The organism is Rathayibacter sp. AY1F3, assembly GCF_002931975.1.
In the GTDB taxonomy this organism is placed as follows: domain Bacteria; phylum Actinomycetota; class Actinomycetes; order Actinomycetales; family Microbacteriaceae; genus Rathayibacter.
Genome location: NZ_PSVF01000003.1, coordinates 157,899 through 178,568, shown reverse-complemented (window position 1 = coordinate 178,568; position 20,670 = coordinate 157,899). Strand labels below are relative to the sequence as shown.

Genomic DNA, 20,670 nt, shown 5'->3' with positions numbered 1-20,670 from the left:
GCACCAGTGCGGCAGCGGCGGCACCGGGCGGCTCCGTCGCAGGGCGACGTAGGGTGGCGGGATGGGTGAGCGGGTCGGGACGGCGGAGGCGGCGCGGAGCATCAGGGAGCCGCGGGAGGACGACGACAAGTACACGCGCGGGGTGCTGGGGATCGCGACCGGGTCGGAGCGGTACCCGGGAGCGGCGGTGCTCGGCGTCGAGGCGGCGGTGCGGACGGGAGTCGGCATGGTCCGCTACCTCGGACCGGAGCGACCCGGGGGACTGGTGCTCGCCCGGCGGCCGGAGGTCGTGACCGCGGTGGGGCGCGTGCAGGCCTGGCTCGTCGGCTCCGGCACCAGCGCCGAGGACCGCAGCGACGAGGAGCGGCGCACCCTGATCGAGCAGCTGCACTCGGGAGTCCCGGTGGTGCTCGACGCGGGCGCGCTCGACCTGATCGACGAGGCCGCAGGCCCGGTCGTCATCACGCCGCACTACCGCGAGCTCGCCGGAGTGCTCGGCCGAGCGGGTCTGGACGCGGACGCCGCGACGATCGCCGAGGCCCCGGGGGAGTGGGCGCGCCGGGCGGCGGACCGCCTCGGAGTCTGCGTGCTCCTCAAGGGCGGCACCACCCACGTCGTCGCGGGCGGCGTCGAGCTCGAGGTCTCCGGATCCACGCCCTGGCTGGCGACCGCGGGCAGCGGCGACGTCCTCGGCGGCGTGCTCGGCGCACTCCTCGCCGGTCGGGCCGCGGACGCCGAGGCGGCCGGGGAGACTCTGACCGCGGAGGACCTCGCCCCCCTGGCAGCCGCGGCCGCCGTCCTGCACGCGGAGGCCGGACGGAGCGCCTCCGCCGGCGGCCCGATCGCCGCGCTCGACATCGCGGAGCACCTGCCCGGGGTGGTCGCCGCACTGCTGCGCTGACACGCCCGTCGGACGAGCGCTGAACCGAACCGGGACCGCCGCCGTTGTCCTGGAGGAAGCGACGCCCGCGGCCCGGCTCACCGGCTCCGCACCGCCGCCTCATCGGGTGCTCGAAGCGAGCACCTCTACCGTCGGATCCGCCGCGTCCGCCTTGACCAGGAGAACAGACATGACCGCGAAGACCACGACTCCCGCCCGCTACGCCCTGACCCTCCTCGCCGGCGCCGGCACCCTCGCCGCGCTCGCCGCCTGCTCCAGCACCACCACGACCGGGAGCGACGCCGCCGACGCGGCGACCACCACCGCTCCGAGCACCGCCACCAGCTCCGCCCCCGAGGCCACCGGCGCCGCGTCCTCCGCCGCGAGCGGCAGCAGCTACGCCGACGGCACCTACGAGGCCGAGGGCGCCTACACCTCGCCCGGAGGGAACGAGAAGGTGGGCGTCTCGCTGACCCTCGCCGACGGCGTCGTCACCGACGTGACCGTGACCCCGGAGTCGGAGAACCCCACCGGCCAGCAGTACCAGTCGCGCTTCGCGGGCGGCATCGCGGGCGAGGTCGTCGGCAAGCAGCTCGACGAGCTGAAGGTCTCCAAGGTGTCGGGGTCCTCCCTCACCTCCGGCGGCTTCAACGACGCCGTCGAGACCATCAAGGCCGATGCCACGGCCTGACGCCCCGACGGTCCTCGGCCACGCGTGGCGGTTCGACGCGATCGGCACCGGCTGGCAGATCGACACCGCCGAGCCGCTCGGGCCCTCCCATCGCTCGCGGGTCGAGGCGCGCATCGCGGAGTACGACCGCACCTGGTCGCGGTTCCGTGACGACTCCGCCGTCTCGCAGCTGCGGGTCGGAGGCGAGCACGTCTTCCCCGACGAGGCGGTCGACCTCTTCGCACTGTACGACGTGCTCGACGAGCTGACCGGCGGGGCGGTCACCCCCTTCGTCGGCGGCTCTCTCGAGCAGCTCGGCTACGACTCCGCGTACACCCTCGTCCCGCGCGGACCCGCCGTCCCCGCTCCCTCCTGGGCCGCCGCCCGACGCGGGGCGGCGGGCCTGCGGATCGAGCCCGGGACCGTCGTCGACGTCGGCGCCGCGGGCAAGGGCCAGCTCGTCGACCTCGTCCTCGAGGAGCTCGACAGCGCCGGGCCCGCCGTCGTCGACGCGAGCGGCGACCTCCGGGGCATCGGAGCCGGACCCGTCCGGGTCGGCCTCGAGCACCCGTGGGACCCGAGCAAGGCACTGGGAGTGGCGGTGCCCGGCGACCGCGCGCTCTGCGGCTCGGCGAGCAACCGCCGCGCCTGGGGCAGCGGCCTCCACCACGTCCTCGACGGGCGGACCGGAGCTCCGGTCGAGAGCATCGTCGCCACCTGGGCGGTGGCCGACACGGCCCTCGTCGCCGACGGGCTCGCGACCGCGCTGTTCGTCTGTCCGCCCGAGGCCCTCGCCGAGCGCTTCGACTTCGAGTTCGTCCGCGTCCGCAGCGACGGCACCCTCCACTACTCGCCTTCCTTCCCCGGAGAGGTCTTCCGATGATCGGCACCTTCGACCGCGCCCTCGGCCGCGTCACCACCTACCGGCTGGTCTGGATGACGCTCGCCGCGCTCCTGCTCGTCGCCGTCGGCTACGCCGCAGCCGGCCTGATCTTCTCGACGCCGCTCGAGATCCTCGGCACGACGCTGGTCGCCGTCGCCTCGACGGCCCTGGTCAGCGCGGTCCTCGCGCGGCTGTTCCGCAGCCGCGCGCACCTGGAGTCCTCGCTCGTCACCGGTCTGCTGATCGCCTGCCTGCTCTTCCCGACGGCCGATCCCCGCGGGCTCGCCGTGATCGCGCTCGTCGGCGCGATCGCCGCCGCGTCCAAGTACGTCCTGGCCTGGCGGGGCCGCCACCTCTTCAACCCGGCCGCGGTCGCCGTGCTGATCATCGGCTTCACCGGGCTCAACGCCGGAGCCTGGTGGATCGCCAGTGGCGCGATCTGGCCGTTCGTCGTCGTGGGTTCCCTCCTGATCGTCGCGCGGGTCCGCCGCTGGGCCGTCTTCGCCGTCTTCGTCGTCGTCGCCGGCGGGGTGTCCGTGCAGCAGGCGGTGCAGAACGGCCAGGACCTCGGCGCCGCGGCGGCCCTGGTCCTCACGGCCTACCCCTTCGTCTTCGCCGGCGCCTTCATGCTGACGGAGCCGCTCACGCTCGCGCCGCGCCGCTCGCAGCAGCTGATCATCGCGGTCGTCGCAGCGCTCGTGGCGAGCGTCCCCTTCCACATCGGCGTCGTCTCCGCCACTCCGGAGCTGGGCCTCGTGGTCGGCAACGCCCTCGCGTTCGCCTTCGCGTTCCGCCAGCGTCGGCGGCACACGCTCGAGCTCGCCTCGACCCGCGTGCTGGCGCCGGGCATCGCGGAGTACCGCTTCCGCTTCCGCTCGCCGCTGACCTTCGAGCCGGGCCAGTGGCTCGAGCTCGACCTGCCGCACCGCGCCGACAGCCGGGGCAGCCGGCGCACCTTCTCGGTCTCCTCCGCTCCGTCCGACGGCGAGATCGCGATCGCCCTGCGGATGCCGGAGAAGGCGAGCAGCTTCAAGCGCGCCCTCGCCGCTCTGGAGCCCGGCGACTCGCTCCGGGCGACGAGCGTCGGCGGTGACTTCGTCCTGCCTGCCGATCCCGCCGTGCCGCTGCTGCTGGTGGCGGGCGGCATCGGAATCACCCCGTTCGCCAGTCAGCTCCGCTCGCTCGCGGACGGTCCGCGGCGCGACGTCGTCGTCGTGGTCGCCGCGCCGAGCCTCGCCGAGGTCGCGTACCGCGACCTGCTGCAGGAGTCGGGGGCCCGGGTCGTGCTCTGCTCGAAGGAGGCGCCGACCGACCTGCCCGCACGGTGGTCGCACGTCACAGGCCGACTGACCGCCGAGCTGCTCGCGGACGCGGTGCCGGACGCCGCCCGCCGCGTGGGCTACGTCTCCGGGTCGCCGTCGTTCGTCGACTCGGTCCGCGGCGCCCTGCGCGGTGCCGGGGCGAAGCGGATCCGCACCGACGCGTTCGCCGGCTACTGAGTTCGTCGGGTCGCGACGCCGTCTGCTGACGCTCGGCTGCGACCGACGCCGCCGGGGGACCGATGCCCGGCGGGAGCGGCGCTCTCAGGCGGGCTCAGGTGCTGCCAGGGTCCCGTTCAGCGGCCCCTCTACAATGACGCGGTGCCGTCCTCCCCTCCTCGAGCGTCCTCCCGCCCCCTCGCCCGGCTGCGCGAGAACCGCGACTCCGTCGCCGTGCTCTGGGGCGCCTTCGCGCTGGTGCACGTGGTGCTCTCCCTCCTGGCGCTGTTCGCTCCGGGTCTGCCGATGGGCGACGTCAGCATCGTCTACAAGGAGTGGATGAGGACCGCCGTCGAGGGCGGCGGCATCGCCGGGATCGACACGGGCTGGGTCTACCCGATCCTCGCCTGGGGCCCGATCGCCGCCTCCTGGCTCTTCGGCTCGGCGGGCTACGACCTGATGTGGCTCGTCCTCGTCGCGCTCGCCGACGCCGCCGCCTTCGCCCTGCTGCTGCGCGGCCGGTCGGCACCGCGCCTCGCCGCGGCGCGCTGGTGGCTGCTGTTCCTCGTCCTCCTCGGGCCGATCGCGATCGGCCGCATCGACGCCTTCACTGCGCCGCCGGCCATCGCCGGGATGCTCTGGGCGGCGACCCGTCCGGGCGTCGCGGCGCTGCTGCTGACCGTGGCCACCTGGATCAAGGTGTGGCCGGCCGCGATCCTCGCCGCTGCCGTGCTGGTCCTGCGCGGACGGCTGCGGATGATCCTCGTCCCCGCGGTCGCCTCCGTGATCATCGTGCTCGCGGTCGTCCTCGTCGGCGGCGGGGACCAGGTCTTCAGCTTCGTCACCGATCAGACCGATCGGGGCCTCCAGATCGAGGCCGTCGTGAGCACTCCCTGGATGTGGCTGTCGGTCCTCCCGGGATCGGGGAGCTACGTCTACTACGCCGCCGACATCAACACCTTCGAGATGCACGGGCCCGGCACCGAGTTCGCGGCGAGCCTGATGACCCCGCTGCTCGCTCTGGCCATGCTCGGCGTGGCCCTGCTGGGTGCCCGTGCTCTCGCCCGCCGGGCGGACCCCGCCAGGTTGTTCCCGCTGCTCGCGCTGACCTTCGTGGTCGTGTTCATCGACACCAACAAGGTGCTCTCGCCGCAGTACATCGTCTGGCTCGCGCCGCCGGTGATCGCCGGGCTGATCGCGTGCCGCGACGGCGCGTTCGACCGGCCCGCGAAGCTGACGCTCGTCACTGCGGCTCTGACCCAGGTGGTCTACCCGTACCTCTACCTCTTCCTCCTCTGGTCGCACTGGTGGATGGTGCTCGTGCTGACCGTGCGGAACATCCTCCTCGTGGTGCTGCTCGGCTGGCTGCTGCGCGAGCTGTGGAGGATGGGGACGGCGCGGGTCGTCGCACCCGGCGCCACGACTTCCGCGTCGTTGCTGACCGGCGAGACCCGCCTGGCGCCCCAGGGCTCGTAGGCTCGAAGGGCGCGGGGCCGGCACGCGGTGCGCGTAGTCAAGGAGGCACCCATGCTCGTCGCATTCTCGGTCGCACCGTCCGGGGGCGAGGCGCCCGACGCGTCCGTCCACGACGCCGTCGCCGCCGCCGTCCGCATCGTCCGCGAGAGCGGCCTGCCGTCGCGGACGACCTCGATGTTCACCGAGATCGAGGGGGAGTGGGACGAGGTCTTCGACGTCGTCAAGCGCGCGACGGAGGCCGTCGGAGCGTTCGGGACGCGCGTGTCGCTCGTCCTGAAGGCGGACATCCGCCCCGGCTACTCGGGCGAGATCGACGGCAAGATCGCCCGGCTGAACGACGCGCTGGGGGAGTAGCGGGTCCCCGCCACGACCTCTCGTGTCAGGGCGTGCTCGAATCGATTCGACATCCGCCCGATCCTGAGTAGCCTTGACCGGTGACGCTCTCGCCCGCTCGGACCCGCCTCGCCCTGCTCGCCCTCGCGATGGGGGGCTTCGGCATCGGCTCGACCGAGTTCGTCGCGATGGGGCTCCTCCCGCAGCTCGCCGCCGACCTCCTCCCCGGGGTCTGGGCCGCGAGCCAGGAGCAGGCCGTCTCGCAGGCGGGGATGCTGATCTCGGCCTACGCGCTCGGTGTCGTGGTCGGCGCCCCCACCATCGCCGCCGCAGCGGCGCGTTGGCCGCGCAAGAGGCTCCTCCTGACCCTCCTCGTCGCCTTCACCGTCGGGACGATAGGCTCGGCACTGCTCCCGAGCTTCCCGCTCGTCCTGGCCGCGCGCTTCGTCGCCGCGCTCCCGCACGGCGCCTACTTCGGCATCGCCTCCCTGGTCGCCGCCGACCTGATGGGTCCCGGCAAGCGCGGCAAGGGAGTCGCGTTCGTCCTCTCCGGGCTCACGATCGCGAACGTCGTCGGTGTGCCCGCGATCACCTGGGTCGGGCAGGTGGCCGGCTGGCGCAGCGCCTACCTCGTGGTCGCGGCGCTCTTCGCGCTGACCGTCGTGGCCGTCCAGCTGCTGGTGCCCGCGCAGCCCGGGAATCCGGCGGCGACCGTCCGCAACGAGCTGCGGGCGTTCGGGCGCCTGCAGGTCTGGATGACCCTGCTCGTCGGCGCCATCGGCTTCGGCGGACTCTTCGCGATGTACAGCTACATCTCGCCGCTCGCGACCGAGGTGACGGGCTTGCCGCTCGGCGCGGTCCCGTGGATCCTGGTCGTCATCGGCCTCGGGATGACCGTCGGCAACCTCGTCGGCGGGTGGGCCGCCGACCGCGACGTGCGGCGGGCGCTGGTGGTGTTCTTCGCCGGCGTCGGCGTCTCGCTGATCGGGCTCGCGCTGTCGGCCTCGTCGGTCGTCGGGCTGGTGGTGTTCGCGTTCCTCTCGGCGGGCTTCTCGGCGGCCGCGTCGCCCGCGATCCAGACCCGGCTGATGGACGTGGCGCGCGACAGCCAGACGATCGCGGCCGCGCTCAACCACTCCGCCCTCAACATCGGCAACTCGGTGGGTGCCGCGCTCGGCGGCCTGACGATCGCCGCCGGACTGGGCTACCTGTCGCCCATCTGGGTCGGCGTGGGCCTGACCGCGGCCGGAATCGTGCTCGCCTTCGGCAGCATCGCGATCGACCGCGCCCGGGGCACGGTCTACCCGGTCCACCGCGAGCCCGCCCAGCCGGGCACTGGCGGCATCCCGGTCGACGCGCTGTAAGCAGAGCGCGGCCAGGGCCTCTGGAAGACTCTCGGCATGCGCGCCGTGAGCTACTCGTCCTTCTCCGCCCTCCCCGCGATCGTCGAGGTCCCGGAGCCCGTCTGCCCCGTCGACGGCGTCGTCGTCCGCGTCGCGGCGACCGGGGTGTGCCGGAGCGACTGGCACGCGTGGAAGGGGCACGACGACTCGGTCGTCCTGCCGCAGATCCCCGGGCACGAGTTCGCCGGGACGGTGATCGCGACGGGAGCCCAGGTGTCGCTCTTCGCGGTCGGTGACCGGGTCACGGCGCCGTTCGTGTTCGCCTGCGGCGACTGCGAGCAGTGCCGGGAGGGGGCGACGCAGGTGTGCCTCCGGCAGCAGCAGCCGGGATTCACCCTCGACGGGTCGTTCGCCGAGGCGGTGGCCGTGACGGGTGCGGACCTGAACCTGGTGCGCCTGCCCGACTCCGTCGGCTTCGTCGAGGCGGCCGGTCTCGGCTGCCGCTTCGGGACCGCGTACCACGCCCTGCACGAGCGCGGCCGGGTCGCCCCGGGGGAGTGGGTCGCGGTGCTGGGCTGCGGCGGAGTCGGCCTCTCCGCGGTGATCGTCGCGCTCGCGGCCGGGGCCCGTGTGGTGACGTCGGACGTCTCCGCCCCGGCGCGGGAGGCCGCAGCCGCGCTCGGGGCGGTGACCGTCCCCGGAGGCGAGGGTGCCGCCGAGGCGATCCGGGCGGCGACCGGAGGAGGTGCGCATCTGGCGATCGACGCCGTCGGAAGCAGCGTCACGGCGGAGGCGTCGATCGCCGCCCTGCGTCCGCGCGGCCGGCACGTGCAGGTGGGTCTGCTCCTCGAGCCCGATGCCGCACCGGCGATCCCGCTCGGCCGGGTCATCGCCCAGGAGCTGGAGCTGCTGGGCAGCCACGGCATCGCCCGGAGCGGCTACACGGCCCTCCTCGACGACATCGTCGCCGGCCGTCTGCGCCCCGCCGACTCCGTCGGCCGCACCATCGCCTTCGAGGACCTGCCCGACGCCCTCGCCGCGATGGACGCCCCCGCCGCGACGCCCGGCATGACGGTCGCCGTCCTGGCCACCTGACGCGGGCCCGCAGGAGCACTCGCAGTCCCGGTCCGGTGGTTCTCGATGCCCCGCGTCCCGCGGCATCTCGACCAGCATCGACCCGTTGTCCGTGCCTGGTGGGTCTCGATACGCAGCGTCCCACGGCGACTCGACCGGCACGACTCAGGCACGCCCGCCCTGCTCGACTGCAGGAGCAGGTTGCCGCCGCTCGACGAGGTGGAGCCCGCCGACAGCGATCCGCGTGCCAGCGGATCGATGCCGGGCGACGCACCTCGCTCTGCGGAACCCGCCACGTCGTGAAGCCGACCGCGCCGTGGCGGGCAGGGACCGCCACGGAAGAGGACTCAGTCCGTCTCGATGAGGATCCCGTCGTGGATGGCGCGCTTGCGGAGCGCCACCTTCGTGCCGACGTCGATGCCGACGACGCGGTACTTCTCGCGGATCCGCTTGAGGTACGACTTCGCCGTCTCCTCCGAGATGCCCAGCTCGAACGCGACCGACTTGACCGGCTCGCCGCCGCCGTAGAGGGCCATCACGCGGCGCTCCTGCGCGCTGAGCTTCGGCGCTCCGTCGGAGTCGCCGGTGGAGAGCGCCATGTCGAGCTCGTGCGAGATGTAGGAGTGGCCGTCCTTGGCCGCGCGGATCGCCTCGACGATCATGTCCGCGTCCTCGGTCTTCACCAGGTAGCCGAGGGCTCCGGAGGCGAGCGCCTCGCGGACCACGGCGGGCTCGGAGTAGGTGCTCATCAGCACGGTCTTCACCCCGGTGGTCTTGAGGGTCGAGAGCTTCACCGAGATCGGGATGTTGTCCTTGAGGTCGAGGTCGAGGAGGACGACGTCGACGGGGAACTCGGGGTGCGTGAGCAGCTCGGGCCAGGAGGCGACCGCGGCCACCAGCTGGATGTCGGAGGCGGCTCCGCGGATCCACTCCGTGAGCGCCCCGAGGAGCATCTTGTGGTCGTCCACGACCGCGAGAGTGATCTTCGCGTCAGCGGTGGGTGTCATCGGTGTCCTTCGGTCGGCGGTCGTCGGCGGTCTCTCGGCGGCTGCTCACCGGTCGGCGGGATTCTCGACCAGGCAGTCGATCTCGATCCGGAGCTCCCCGTCGCGCGAGGTGTCGCGGAAGACGCCGACCTGAGCGATAGCCTCCCACGTCGCAGGATCGACGCCGCGCAAGGGCGCGCCTGAGGAGCGGAGCGTGATCGGCACGAGCAGTCCTCGGGCGGCCGTCCCGGCTCCGGGATCGCGGGGGCTGCCCGACTCGACGTGGAGGACCACGGCGAGTCCGGTCGCGCTGTCGGCCATCAGCCAGATCGCCGAGAGGAGCCCGTCGCGCTGCTGGTGCCCGAGGAGTCCGGCGGTGCCGTCCGGGTCGTCGAGCTCGACGAGCGGCGCGAGCAGCTCGGACTCGAGCACGGCATGGTGCAGCCAGGTCTCGCGCCGCCCCTCGATGAGGTGGAGGCGGAGCTGGGTGGCGAGCGAGGTCGCGTGGGCGGCGCGCTGGGCGTCGAGGGGCAGGCGGACCGAGCCGTCGCCCACCTCGGCGAGGAGGCGCTCGGCGGCGAGGTCGAGCCGTGCGAGCTCTTCCGAGGCGAGCATCCCGACCGCGTAGCGCGGGCCGAGCGTGGTGCTCTGCACGAGGGCGCGGTCGATCTCGAGCTGGACCATCCGGCGGAATCCGCGCATCATCACGACCACGACGACGGCCGGCGCGATCGTCACCACGAGGGCGCTGATGCGCACCGAGAGCGCGCCTGCGCCGCCCGACTCCATCGAGAGGAACGCGATCACCTCGGCGATCGCGACGAGGGCGCTCACCGCGAGGATCTCGATCCCGCGCCGGTGGACGATCAGCGCGGCGTGCGCGACGGCGCCCGCGACCGCGGCGGTGGGGACGGTGCGGGCCGCGCCGGAGTCGGTCACGGCCACCAGGTCGAGCACGACGGCGGCTCCGACGGCGACGAGGAAGCAGAGGTAGACCGGGAGCGGCAGGCGGCGTCCGCCGAGGTGGATCGCGAGGACGGTGGACCCGAAGGCCAGGACGACGAGGACCCAGGCGATCGCCGCGGGTGCGAGGTCGCTGTAGCGGGCGGAGGTCGAGAGGAAGATCAGCAGCTCGTAGGCGAGGATCGCGGCGGCGATGCCGTTGAGGCCGCTGCCGAGGTAGTTGGTGCCGAGCCCCTCCTGCTGTCGGCGGACCGAGCGGGCGGACCGGGAGGAGCGGCCGTGCGTCGCGGGCACGCGTCCCAGCAGCGGGGCCCGCGACTCCGGCGCGGGGCTCACTTGGGGACCTCCAGCACCACGGTCGTCCCCGATCCGGGGGCGCTGAACAGTCTGGTGCGGCCGCCGACGTCGCCGAGCCGGGCGATCACCGACTCCTTGAAGCCGAGCTTCGTGTCGGGGACGGTCGCGATGTCGAAGCCCGCGCCCGCGTCCGTGACCATCGCGCGGACGGTCGTCTCGTCCTCGGTGATCGTCACGTCGGCCGAGGCGACGCCGGAGTGGCGGCGCACGTTCTCGAGGCACTCCGCCAGGGCGAGGACGAAGGAGTCGAGGGCCGCGCCGGTGAGCGCCACCTGGCCGGAGCCGTGCCAGATCACGTCGAGCCCCATCCGGCCGAAGCGGTTGCGGACGGTCTCGAGGGTGTTGGCCGCGGGGGCGGAGGTGACGCTGGTCAGCTGGTAGGAGCCGGACGCGCTCGGGGTGGGGGTCCCGCCGAGCCGGAGCTGGCGCAGGAGCTGCGCGTCCTGCGCCGCCTGCTGCCGGAGCGCGTCGACCGACACTCCGCGGCCCGAGTGCGCGAGGAGCGTGAGGGTGGCCAGCACCGTGTCGTGCAGGAGCCGCGCACCCTGCCGGCGCTGCGCCTCCGTCTCGCTGGCGAGGCGCTCCACACGGTGCGCGTTGCCGATGCTGTCGATCCGCCGCACCACCCGAGGGACCGCTGTGCCGATCCAGAGGGCGAATCCGCAGAGCGTGCCCCAGGGCAGCAGGCTCTGGACGACCACGGTGGGGATCATGGTGCCGCTCGAGACGAGCACCGACGGGATCAGGCTCGGGAGGACCACTGGCAGCAGCAGGAGCAGTCGGCGCGCGGACGTCGTCACGACCACGGCGATGCTCGCGGTCACGGCGTTCGCGGTGTTGACCAGGACGAACCCGGCGAAGTCGGCGCCCGGAGCGAGCCCCAGCGCGAGGCCCCAGCCCAGCAGCAGGCCGCCGACGGCGACGGCGATCACTCGGCTGCGGCGCCCCGTCCGGGCGAGCTCGACGTGGGCGGCCATCATGCCCAGGAGCAGCGCGACGGCGAACGGCACGGCGGCGGGCTGGAGCGTCCCGGGGATGAGGGCCATGCCGAGCGCCCCCGCCTCCGTGAGCAGGCCGATCCCGCAGGCGGAGTGGCGCAGCAGCCGATCGCGCTCGCGGGCGCTGCGGATCATCGGCACGCTCTGGCCCCCTCCGGTCGTGGCGCGGGGCTGGCCCCCGTCTCACGATAGCCACTGGCCGGGCCGGTCGGCGCGGTTCGGGGCGTCGAACCGCGCCGGAGTCGGGCGGGTCAGGCCGTCGCGGGATGCGCCAGCAGCCGGGCGAGGTGCGCGCCGACCGCGTCGTCCTCGATGAGGAACCCGTCGTGGCCGAACGTCGAGGTGATCACCGCGACCTCTCCGCCGTCGAGAGCGCCGGGAGCGTGCGCCGCGATGATCCGCTGGCCCTCGACCGGGAAGAGCCGGTCGCTGTCGATGCCGAGGACGAGGGTCGGGCTGGTGATCCGGGAGAGGGCGGCCGCCTCGCCGCCCCGGCCGCGGCCGACGTCGTGCGAGTTCATCGCCTCGACCAGCGTGATGTAGCTGTTCGCGTCGAAGCGGCGGGTGAACTTGTTGCCGTGGAAGTCGAGGTACGACTCCACGGCGAAGCGGCCGCCGCCGCCGAGCGGGCTGAGCCCCGACTGCCAGCTGCGCTCGAAGCGGTCGTTGAGCTCGGAGGGGCTGCGGTAGTTGAGCAGTGCCATCCGGCGGGCGAGCGCGAGGCCGTGGTACGGGCCCTGGCCGTCGCCCGCGTCGTAGTAGGAGCCGCCCGCGAAGGCCGCGTCGTTGCGGATCGCCTCGAGCTGCACGAAGTTGAGGGCGATCTGGTCGGCCGTGGCCCGCGGGGGAGCTGCGAGGACCGCGAGGCGCGCGACCCGCTCCGCGTGGTCGATCCCCCACTCCAGCGCCTGCATCCCGCCCATCGAGCCGCCGATGACGGTGTGCCAGCGCTCGACGCCGAGCAGGTCGCTGAACTGCACCTGCGCCCGCACCTGGTCGCGGATGCTCGTGTACGGGAACCGTGCGCCCCACTCGTGGCCGTCCGGGGCGAGGGACGCGGGCCCGGTGGAGCCCTGGCACCCGCCGAGCATGTTCGGGGCGACCACGAAGAAGCGGTCGGTGTCGATCACGAGGCCGGGGCCGACGAGTCCCGACCACCAGCCGTCCGTCGCGTGGCCGGGATCGCCGCGGCCGAGCAGGTGGGAGTCGCCGGTCAGCGCGTGCAGGACGAGGACGGCGTTGTCGCGGCGCTCGTTCAGAGCGCCCCAGCTCTCGTAGGCGATGCGGGCGTGGGGGAGGCGGCCGCCCGCCTCGAAGTCGAACGGGCCGAGGTCGACGAAGCGGCGTCCGCCCGGGTGGTCGCCGTCGCGCCAGGCTCCGGTGGCGGGCGGCTTGCCGATCACCGAGAGGAGCTGGCGCTCGGTGACGAACGCCGACGGGACCGTGTCCTCGAGTGTCTGCTGCCAGTCCATAGCGCTGTCCATCGTGTCAGAGCGCCGCGGGGCGGAGCCGTTTGTTACGCCCTGCTCCCGCGCTCCTCCGCCCGCGCGCGGAGCGCCCTGACGCGATCCCCGAGGACGGGGACCCCGTCAGGGCGCCGAGGGGCCTCAGGCGTTCGCGCGGGAGGCCTCGACGACGGCGCGCGCGGCGCGGAGGGCCTGGTCGAGGTCGGCGCGGAGGTCGTCGACGTTCTCGAGTCCCACCGACAGGCGCACCAGGCCCGGAGTGACGCCGGCGGTCAGCTGCTGCTCGGGCGAGAGCTGCGAGTGCGTGGTCGACGCGGGGTGGATGACGAGCGAGCGGACGTCGCCGATGTTGGCCAGGTGCGAGAACAGCTCCAGCGAGTCGACGAAGGCCCGGCCGGCGTCCACTCCGCCCTTGAGCTCGAACGAGAGCACCGCGCCCACGCCCTTCGGCGCGTAACGGTTGGCCGCGGCGTACCAGGGCGAGGTGGGCAGGCCCGAGTAGTTCACCGAGGCGATGTCGGAGTGGTTCTCGAGGTACTCCGCGATCTCCTGCGCGTTCTGCACGTGGCGCTCGATCCGGAGCGAGAGGGTCTCGATGCCCTGGATGAGCTGCCAGGCGCTCGCCGGGGCGATCGAGGCGCCGAGGTCGCGCAGCAGCTGCACGCGGGCCTTGATGATGTAGGCGAGGGAGTCGCCGACCGCGTCGGTGTAGACGGCACCGTGGTAGGACTCGTCCGGCGTGGTGAGGCCGGGGAAGCGCTCGGCGTTCGCGGTCCACGAGAAGCGGCCGCCGTCGACGATCGCTCCGCCGATGACCGTGCCGTGGCCGCCGAGGAACTTCGTCGCCGAGTGCACGATGATGTCCGCGCCGTGCTCGAAGGGGCGGATCAGGTAGGGCGTCGCGATGGTGTTGTCGACGATCAGGGGCACGCCGGCGTCGTGCGCGACATCGGCCACTGTGCGGATGTCGAGGATGTTGATCTTGGGGTTGCCGACGGTCTCGGCGAAGAACAGCTTCGTGTTCGGGCGGACGGCGCGGCGCCACTCCTCGCGGTCGTCCTGGTTCTCGACGAAGGTCGTCTCGATGCCGAGCTTGGCGAGGGTGTACTTGAAGAGGTTGTAGGTGCCGCCGTAGATCGAGGACGACGAGACGATGTGGTCGCCGGCCTGGGCGATGTTCAGCACTGCCGCGGTCTCGGCGGCCTGGCCCGAGGCGAGCAGCAGGGCGCCGGAGCCGCCCTCGAGGGCGGTGAGCCGCTCCTCCACGACCGCCTGGGTCGGGTTCTGGATGCGGGTGTAGATGTTCCCGAACTCGGCCAGCGCGAACAGGTTCTGGGCGTGCTCCGCGTTGTCGAAGACGTAGGAGGTGGTCTGGTAGATCGGCGTCGCGCGGGCCTTGGTCACCGGGTCCGGCGCGGCGCCCGAGTGGATCTGCTTGGTCTCGAACTGCCACTGGTCGGAGTCGGTCATGGTGCTTCCCATCGGATCGTCGGGGTCGGGGACGGGGCCGTTCTCCGTCGCGACGAGCGTACGCGGGGGCCCGCCGGGCGGCCAGGACCGCCGACACACGGGGTAACGGCCGTCAGCGCCGCTCGGGCTGCCGGTCGCGCTTGGCGCCCGTGGGGTCGGCGCGGTCCGGGCGCCGGGGCCTCTCGTCGGCCGCCGGGGCGAAGAGCCAGGCCGCGCGGGGCTCGACCAGCCGGTGGAAGACCGTGCGGGTCCAGCCGAGCGAGAGCACGACCGAGACCGCGATGCAGAACACGATCATCAGCACGAGGGCGAGCGTGCTCTCCGTCCGCGAGAGGATCCCGGACTCCCGCAGCGGATAGAGGACGAAGCTGTGGAGGAGGTAGACGTACATCGTCGACTGCCCCCAGGCGGTGAGCGGGGTGCGGCGGCGCGGAACCAGCGCGAAGAGCGCGAGCGAGAGCACGACCGCTCCGGCCATCAGGGCCAGCCGCACCAGCCCGGCCCACCACTGGGTCTCGCCGAGGGCGTCGTAGGGGCGGTCGTAGAAGAACCAGTAGCGAAGGTCCGCCGCTCGGAACGCCTCGATGTTGACGGTCATGACGACCGCCGTGACCGCGAAGAGGACGACGGCGAGGATCCGGGCGAGGAGCACCCGCGACGGCGGCTGATCGAGCCAGCGCTCGACGGCGGAGCGGCCGCCGGGGGAGAAGCCGCGCAGCCGCCAGCCGAACACGAAGAACGGCAGGATCCCGATCGCGCGTGCGAGCGAGAAGGTCGAGTCGATGTTGTCGTAGTAGCTGACCCCGACCGCGAGCACCACGCTGATCAGCAGCGGCCAGCGCAGCAGCGCCAGGTAGGGGAGGACGAGGCGGAAGATGCCCAGCGCGAGCAGGAACCACAGCGTCCAGCTCGGCTTCGTCGGGTTGAACTCCTGCTTGCCCTCGACCAGGAACTGCACCAGGGTCCAGATCGTCTCCATGATCAGGTAGGGCAGGAGGATGTCGGTCAGCACCCGCCGCATCGCGCGCCCGCTCGGTGCGCCGCTCTTGGAGAAGTAGCCTGAGATGATCGCGAAGGCCGGCATGTGGAAGGCGTAGATCGTCAGGTAGACGATGAGCGAGGTGTCGGAGTTGGCCGTCAGCCTCTGGACGCCGTGCCCGATCACGACGAGGGTCACGCAGACGAAGCGCGCGTTGTCCCAGAGGGGCACGCGGCGCTTCGGGGTGACGGCTGTCCCGGCGGTCGCGGGAACCGGGTCGGCGGGCGGCACGCGGCCAGACTAGCGTTGGGCTGCGACGACGGAGTCGAGGGTGTCCGAGGCTTGACGGAAGGGGACGGGCGTGGATCGACGCGTTGTCGTGACAGGAGCGAGTTCAGGGATCGGGGCGGCCACGGTCCGCCTGTTCCGCGAGCACGGCTGGGAGGTCGTCGCCGTCGCGCGCCGGCGCGACCGGCTGGAGGCGCTCGCCGCCGAGACCGGCGCCGGGTACTTCGCCGCCGACCTCACCGACGCCGCCCAGGTCGACGCTCTGCGCGACCACCTCGCCTCCTCCGGGCCCGTGCACGCGCTCGTGAACAACGCGGGCGGTGCGCTCGGACTCGACTCGGTCGAGAGGTCCGACCCCGAGGACTGGCGCCGCATGTTCGAGATCAACGTGCTCTCGGTGAAGCTCGTGACCAGCGCGCTGCTCCCGCTGCTGCGGGCCGGGATCCGGGGGAGCGGCACCTCCGCGGACATCGTGACGGTCACCTCGATCGCCGGTCACGTCGCCTACGAGGGCGGAGGCGGGTACAACGCCGCCAAGCACGCCGCGCACGCGCTGGTCGCCGTGCTGCGGCTCGAGCTGGCCGGCGAGCCGATCCGCGTGATCGAGATCGCGCCGGGGATGGTGCACACGGACGAGTTCTCGCTGGTCCGCTTCGGCGGCGACCGGGAGCGCGCCGACGCGGTCTACGCCGAGGTCCCCGACCCGCTGGTCGCGGAGGACGTCGCCGCCGCGATCGTCTCCTCGGTGGAGCTCCCCGCCCACGTCAACCTCGACCTGGTGACCGTCAAGCCGGTCGCGCAGGCGGCCCCGCACAAGGTCGCGAAGGGACCCCTGGCCCCGCGCGCCTGACCGATGTGACGCGGAGGCCCGCGACGGCCTAGCCTGTCCCTCATGGTTTCCGACGCCGACGACTCCGCCGCCCTCCTCGCCGCCACGGAGAAGGAGGTGCTCGGCTGGCTCGAGTTCGGCGACGCCGCTCGGCACCTGGCCGACGACGTGGTCGCGTCGGGCTACCGGCCGGAGCTGGTCGTCGCCATCGCGCGCGGCGGTCTGCTCCTCGCGGGCGCCGTGGCCTACGCGCTCGGCATCAAGAGCTGCGGCGCGCTGAACGTCGAGTTCTACACCGGCGTCGAGGCGCGCCTGGCGGAGCCCGTGGTGCTGCCGCCGCTGCTCGACGAGGCGTCCGTGCGCGGCAAGCGCATCCTCCTGGTCGACGACGTCTCCGACTCCGGCCACACCCTCGCCCTCTCGGTGAAGCTCATCCGCGCGATGGGTGCCGAGGTGCGCACCGTGACCCTCTACACGAAGCCGCGCACGGTGCTCGAGCCCGATTTCTTCTGGCGCCGCACCCCGCGCTGGATCGTCTTCCCCTGGTCGGCTCTGCCCCCGGTGGACGGAGCCCTCGCCGAGGACGACGAGTGAGCGTCCACCTGATCGGCGGCGGAGGCGGCGTCGAGCACGACCAGCAGCTGTACGGGGCGTTCCTCGCGGAGGCGCGCGCCCACGCGGTCGACGCCGGCCGGATCGAGGGCCCGCGCATCGCGATCGTCGTCGTCCACGACGGGCTCGGCCCGGAGGCCTACGCCGGCTACGCGGCACTGCTCGCGACGGTCGGCCCGCTCGACGCGTTCGCCGTGATGAAGCCGGAGGGCGGCCGGATCGATCCCGCGGTCTTCGACGACGTCGACGGGATCTTCGTCGGCGGAGGGCTGACCCCGGCCTACCGCGACGCGCTCGAGGCCTGCTTCCCGCGGCTGCGCGATCTCGTCTCCTCCGGAGTGCCGTACGCCGGCTACTCGGCGGGGGCCGCCGTCGCGGCCGATCGCGCCCTCGTCGGCGGCCACCGGATCGGCGGCGTCGCCGTCGTCCCGGAGGGCGCGGCGGAGGAGCTCGACGAGGTCACGGTGCTCGAGGGCATCGGCCTCATCGACGTGACGGTCGACGTGCACGCGGCGCAGTGGGGGATCCTCGGCCGCCTGGTCGCGGCCGTCGAGGCGGGCCTGGTCGACGGCGGCGTCGCGCTCGACGAGTCCACCGTGCTGATCGTCGGCACCGGCGCGCTCCGCGTCGGTGGCGCCGGCTCGGTGTGGCGCGTGAGCGGCAGCGACGCCGGAGTCGTCGTCGCGACGCTCGCGGCGGGCTGACCCGGTGGACCTCGCGGAGCTCGCGGCCTCGGGACTGATCGACCGGGGCTGGGCGGAGGCGCTCGCCCCCGTCGCCGGGGACATCGCCGCGATGGGCGACTTCCTCCGCGGCGAGGTCGAGGCTGGCCGGCCCTACCTCCCCGCGGGCCGCGACGTGCTCCGCGCCTTCGCCGCACCGCTCGCGGACGTGCGCGTCCTCATCGTCGGACAGGACCCGTACCCGACGCCCGGGCACCCGATCGGGCTGTCCTTCGCGGTCGAGCGCCACGTGCGCCCGCTGCCGAGGAGCCTGCAGAACATCCACCGCGAGCTCCGGGACGACCTCGGCGTCGAGCCGCCCGAGCACGGTGACCTCAGCGGCTGGACCTCGAGCGGCGTGATGCTGCTCAACCGGGTCCTCACCGTCGCCCCCGGCTCTCCCGCCTCGCACCGCGGGAAGGGCTGGGAGGCGGTCACCGAGCACGCGATCCGCACGCTGGCCGCCCGGGACGCGCCTCTCGTCGCGATCCTCTGGGGCCGCGACGCCGCGTCGCTCCGCCCGATGCTGGGGGAGGCCGGAGTGATCGAGAGCGCGCACCCCAGCCCGCTGTCGGCCTCGCGCGGCTTCTTCGGCTCCCGGCCGTTCAGCCGCGCCAACGCCCTCCTGGAGGAGCGCGGCGCGGAGCCGGTCGACTGGAGCGCTCTCGCGTGACCGGGCCTTCGCCCGCGGGGCGGCTACGCTGGCCCGGATCGATGGGCGGAGCCGAAGGGGAGCCGGATGCTTGAGGAAGAGTACGAGAGCCGGCGCGTCCTGCCGCCGCACCTGCGGAAGGCGCCGCCTCCCGAGCCCGGCTTCTCGTTCGAGATCCGCGACGCCCGCGACGCCGACCTCCCGGACATCCGCGAGATCTACAACCACTACGTGCGCAACACGGTGGTGACCTTCGACGAGGACGACTCGACGCTGAAGGAGTGGCGGACGAAGTTCTCCCGCAACCAGAAGCTCGGGCTGCCCTTCATCGTGGCCGTCTCGCCGTCGGGCCAGATCCTCGGCTACGCGATGGTGTCGCCGTGGTCCTCCAAGCGGGCGTACCGCTTCACCGTGGAGAACTCGATCTACCTGCGGGCGGCCTCCACCGGCAAGGGCCTCGGCCGGGCGCTGATGGCCGAGCTCCTCGAGCGCGCGAAGGCCGTGGGGATCCGTCAGATCATGGCCGTGATCGCCGACAAGGGCGCGGAGGCGTCGCTGGCGATGCACGCGCAGTTCGGATTCGTCGAGGTCGGCCGGATGGGCCGCGTCGGCTTCAAGTTCGAGCGCTGGCTCAGCACCGTCCTGCTGCAGAAGACCCTCAAGTAGGGCCGACCCGCCCCTGCGAATGCGCCTCATCGACAGGTGCCGGGGAGCGCGCCGTCCCTACACTGGACGGCATGGAATGGCTCGTCCCGCTCATCGTCGTCGTCGCGCTCGTCGTCATCCTCGGGGTCTACCTCTGGGCGACGTACAACTCGCTGGTCACCCTCAACGTCCGCGTGGACGAGGCGTGGAGCGACATCACCGTCCAGCTGAAGCGCCGCGCGGATCTGATCCCCAACGTGATCGACTCCGTGAAGGGCTACGCCTCGCACGAGCGCCAGGTCTTCGAGTCGGTGACGCAGGCTCGCGCCGAGACGCTGCAGGCCCAGGGCCCGGCGGAGGCGTCGGTCGCCGAGGACCACATGCAGAGCGCGCTGAAGTCGATCTTCGCGGTCGCGGAGGCGTACCCCCAGCTGCAGGCGAGCCAGAACTTCCTCCAGCTGCAGGGCGAGCTGGTCGACACCGAGGACAAGATCCAGTCGGCCCGGCGCTTCTACAACGGTGGCGTGCGCGAGATGAACACCAAGGTGAAGGTCTTCCCGAACACGCTCTTCTCGCGTCGGCTCGGCTTCTCGGAGCGCGAGTTCTTCGAGGTCGGCGATCTCGCCGCGATCTCGGAGCCCCCGCGCGTCCAGTTCTAGGCAGCCGCCGTGTACAGCGCGATCGCCCGCAACAAGCGCAACACGGTCCTGATCCTCGTCCTGTTCCTGGCGATCATCGGCGGCCTGGGCGCCCTGGCGGCAGCGGTCTACCGCAGCACGACGATCGTCGTGGTGGTCCTCGTGATCGCCGCCGGGTACGCGTTCTTCCAGTACTTCTTCGCCGCTCGCCAGGCGGTCGCGCTCAGCGGCGGCGTGGCGGTGGAGAAGGCGGACGAGCCGAGGCTGTACCGCATCGTCGAGAACCTCTCGATCGCGACGGGCACGCCGATGCCGAAGGTGTACCTGATCGACGACCCGGCGCCGAACGCGTTCGCGACCGGCCGCGACCCCGAGCACGCCGTCGTCGCCGCGACGACCGGCCTGCTCGCGATCATGGACGACGCCGAGCTGGAGGGCGTGATGGCCCACGAGCTGGGCCACGTCCGCAACTACGACATCCGCGTCTCGATGATCGTCTTCGGTCTCGTCGTCGCAGTGGGCTTCCTCTCGGACGCCTTCCTCCGCCTGGCCTTCTTCGGGCGGGGCGGCAACGGCAACGGCGGGGGCAACCCGGCGCTCCTGATCGTCGGGCTGGTGTCGATGGTCCTCGCGCCGATCGTCGCCTCGGTCGTGCAGCTCTCGATCTCCCGTCAGCGCGAGTACCTCGCCGATGCGACCAGCGCGCTGACGACCCGCCACCCCGACGCCCTCGCCCGCGCCCTGCTCAAGCTCGAGTCCGCGGGCCGGCCGATGCAGCGGCAGAACAGCTCGATGGCGCACCTCTGGATCGCCGACCCGTCGAAGCCGGGAGTGGTCGCGCGCCTCTTCGCGACCCACCCGCCGATCGCGGACCGCGTCGCCCGCCTCTCCGAGATGGGCTCGCGCTTCTAGCAGGCCGATCCGGCCG

21 protein-coding genes are annotated in these 20,670 nt (G+C 72.9%); 15 read left to right on the top strand and 6 right to left on the bottom strand.

All coding sequences use genetic code 11. The features are described 5' to 3' along the window. Window positions 1-61 precede the first annotated feature (61 nt). The 8 genes from C5C39_RS03680 (at window position 62) to C5C39_RS03645 (ending at window position 8,158) form a co-directional block, all read left to right on the top strand. Window positions 62-901 carry an ADP/ATP-dependent (S)-NAD(P)H-hydrate dehydratase gene (locus C5C39_RS03680; RefSeq protein WP_104294957.1) on the top strand — a complete coding sequence of 280 codons (840 nt, stop codon included), beginning with the start codon at window positions 62-64 and terminating at the stop codon, window positions 899-901. Window positions 902-1,070: 169 nt separating this feature from the next. Beyond that, on the top strand, window positions 1,071-1,571 hold the full coding sequence (locus tag C5C39_RS03675; RefSeq protein ID WP_104224453.1) for an FMN-binding protein: 501 nt from the start codon (window positions 1,071-1,073) through the stop codon (window positions 1,569-1,571). Continuing rightward, the gene (locus tag C5C39_RS03670) at window positions 1,558-2,433 is read left to right on the top strand and encodes an FAD:protein FMN transferase (RefSeq protein WP_104294958.1); all 876 of its coding nucleotides are present in this window, start codon (window positions 1,558-1,560) and stop codon (window positions 2,431-2,433) included. The genes C5C39_RS03675 and C5C39_RS03670 overlap by 14 nt, the downstream gene beginning before the upstream one ends. Beyond that, window positions 2,430-3,932 carry an oxidoreductase gene (locus C5C39_RS03665; protein ID WP_104294959.1) on the top strand — a complete coding sequence of 501 codons (1,503 nt, stop codon included), beginning with the start codon at window positions 2,430-2,432 and terminating at the stop codon, window positions 3,930-3,932. Before C5C39_RS03670 ends, C5C39_RS03665 begins: the two co-directional genes overlap by 4 nt. Before the next feature lie 141 nt (window positions 3,933-4,073). Continuing rightward, window positions 4,074-5,387: a glycosyltransferase 87 family protein gene (locus tag C5C39_RS03660; protein ID WP_104352695.1), complete on the top strand. Its 1,314-nt coding sequence runs from the start codon at window positions 4,074-4,076 to the stop codon at window positions 5,385-5,387. 51 nt (window positions 5,388-5,438) lie between these two features. Beyond that, a complete protein-coding gene (locus C5C39_RS03655; protein WP_104224449.1) occupies window positions 5,439-5,741 on the top strand; it encodes a thiamine-binding protein in 303 nt (100 codons plus the stop codon). Between the two features lie 128 nt (window positions 5,742-5,869). Further along, complete coding sequence (locus C5C39_RS03650; protein WP_104352708.1) at window positions 5,870-7,084, top strand: MFS transporter; 1,215 nt, start codon at window positions 5,870-5,872, stop codon at window positions 7,082-7,084. A 36-nt stretch (window positions 7,085-7,120) separates the two neighbouring features. Beyond that, window positions 7,121-8,158 carry an alcohol dehydrogenase catalytic domain-containing protein gene (locus C5C39_RS03645; protein WP_104352694.1) on the top strand — a complete coding sequence of 346 codons (1,038 nt, stop codon included), beginning with the start codon at window positions 7,121-7,123 and terminating at the stop codon, window positions 8,156-8,158. Between the two features lie 326 nt (window positions 8,159-8,484). On the opposite strand, the gene C5C39_RS03640 is transcribed toward C5C39_RS03645, so the two are convergent. The 6 genes from C5C39_RS03640 to C5C39_RS03615 all read right to left on the bottom strand — a co-directional run bounded on the left by C5C39_RS03640 (window position 8,485) and on the right by C5C39_RS03615 (window position 15,647). Next, complete coding sequence (locus C5C39_RS03640) at window positions 8,485-9,144, bottom strand: response regulator (RefSeq protein WP_104224447.1); 660 nt, start codon at window positions 9,142-9,144, stop codon at window positions 8,485-8,487. Window positions 9,145-9,189: 45 nt separating this feature from the next. After that, window positions 9,190-10,380: a hypothetical protein gene (locus C5C39_RS03635; protein ID WP_146085725.1), complete on the bottom strand. Its 1,191-nt coding sequence runs from the start codon at window positions 10,378-10,380 to the stop codon at window positions 9,190-9,192. A 38-nt stretch (window positions 10,381-10,418) separates the two neighbouring features. Continuing rightward, the gene (locus C5C39_RS03630; RefSeq protein WP_104257082.1) at window positions 10,419-11,576 is read right to left on the bottom strand and encodes a sensor histidine kinase; all 1,158 of its coding nucleotides are present in this window, start codon (window positions 11,574-11,576) and stop codon (window positions 10,419-10,421) included. Window positions 11,577-11,692: 116 nt separating this feature from the next. Next, window positions 11,693-12,913, bottom strand: coding sequence for a homoserine O-acetyltransferase (locus C5C39_RS03625; RefSeq protein WP_104224444.1), 1,221 nt, complete (start codon window positions 12,911-12,913; stop codon window positions 11,693-11,695). Window positions 12,914-13,048: 135 nt separating this feature from the next. After that, window positions 13,049-14,377 (bottom strand): bifunctional o-acetylhomoserine/o-acetylserine sulfhydrylase, encoded by a 1,329-nt coding sequence (locus C5C39_RS03620; protein ID WP_104317602.1) that lies wholly within the window; start codon window positions 14,375-14,377, stop codon window positions 13,049-13,051. Window positions 14,378-14,489: 112 nt separating this feature from the next. Next, a complete protein-coding gene (locus C5C39_RS03615; protein WP_258061207.1) occupies window positions 14,490-15,647 on the bottom strand; it encodes an acyltransferase family protein in 1,158 nt (385 codons plus the stop codon). A 70-nt stretch (window positions 15,648-15,717) separates the two neighbouring features. Here C5C39_RS03615 and C5C39_RS03610 point away from each other — a divergent pair, with 70 nt between their 5' ends. From C5C39_RS03610 to C5C39_RS03580, 7 genes are all read left to right on the top strand, one after another. Beyond that, entirely contained in the window at window positions 15,718-16,494 is a 777-nt protein-coding gene (locus C5C39_RS03610) for an SDR family NAD(P)-dependent oxidoreductase (RefSeq protein WP_258075765.1), read from the top strand. Between the two features lie 42 nt (window positions 16,495-16,536). Further along, window positions 16,537-17,067 (top strand): phosphoribosyltransferase, encoded by a 531-nt coding sequence (locus C5C39_RS03605; protein ID WP_104224441.1) that lies wholly within the window; start codon window positions 16,537-16,539, stop codon window positions 17,065-17,067. Next, window positions 17,064-17,789: a peptidase S51 gene (locus C5C39_RS03600; RefSeq protein ID WP_104352692.1), complete on the top strand. Its 726-nt coding sequence runs from the start codon at window positions 17,064-17,066 to the stop codon at window positions 17,787-17,789. Before C5C39_RS03605 ends, C5C39_RS03600 begins: the two co-directional genes overlap by 4 nt. Window positions 17,790-17,793: 4 nt before the next feature. Continuing rightward, window positions 17,794-18,480, top strand: coding sequence for a uracil-DNA glycosylase (locus C5C39_RS03595; protein ID WP_104352691.1), 687 nt, complete (start codon window positions 17,794-17,796; stop codon window positions 18,478-18,480). A gap of 66 nt (window positions 18,481-18,546) precedes the next feature. After that, window positions 18,547-19,125: a GNAT family N-acetyltransferase gene (locus C5C39_RS03590; RefSeq protein ID WP_104224438.1), complete on the top strand. Its 579-nt coding sequence runs from the start codon at window positions 18,547-18,549 to the stop codon at window positions 19,123-19,125. Between the two features lie 71 nt (window positions 19,126-19,196). After that, window positions 19,197-19,763 carry a LemA family protein gene (locus tag C5C39_RS03585; protein ID WP_104225511.1) on the top strand — a complete coding sequence of 189 codons (567 nt, stop codon included), beginning with the start codon at window positions 19,197-19,199 and terminating at the stop codon, window positions 19,761-19,763. Window positions 19,764-19,772: 9 nt separating this feature from the next. Further along, window positions 19,773-20,654 carry a M48 family metalloprotease gene (locus C5C39_RS03580; protein ID WP_104336924.1) on the top strand — a complete coding sequence of 294 codons (882 nt, stop codon included), beginning with the start codon at window positions 19,773-19,775 and terminating at the stop codon, window positions 20,652-20,654. Window positions 20,655-20,670: the final 16 nt, after the last annotated feature.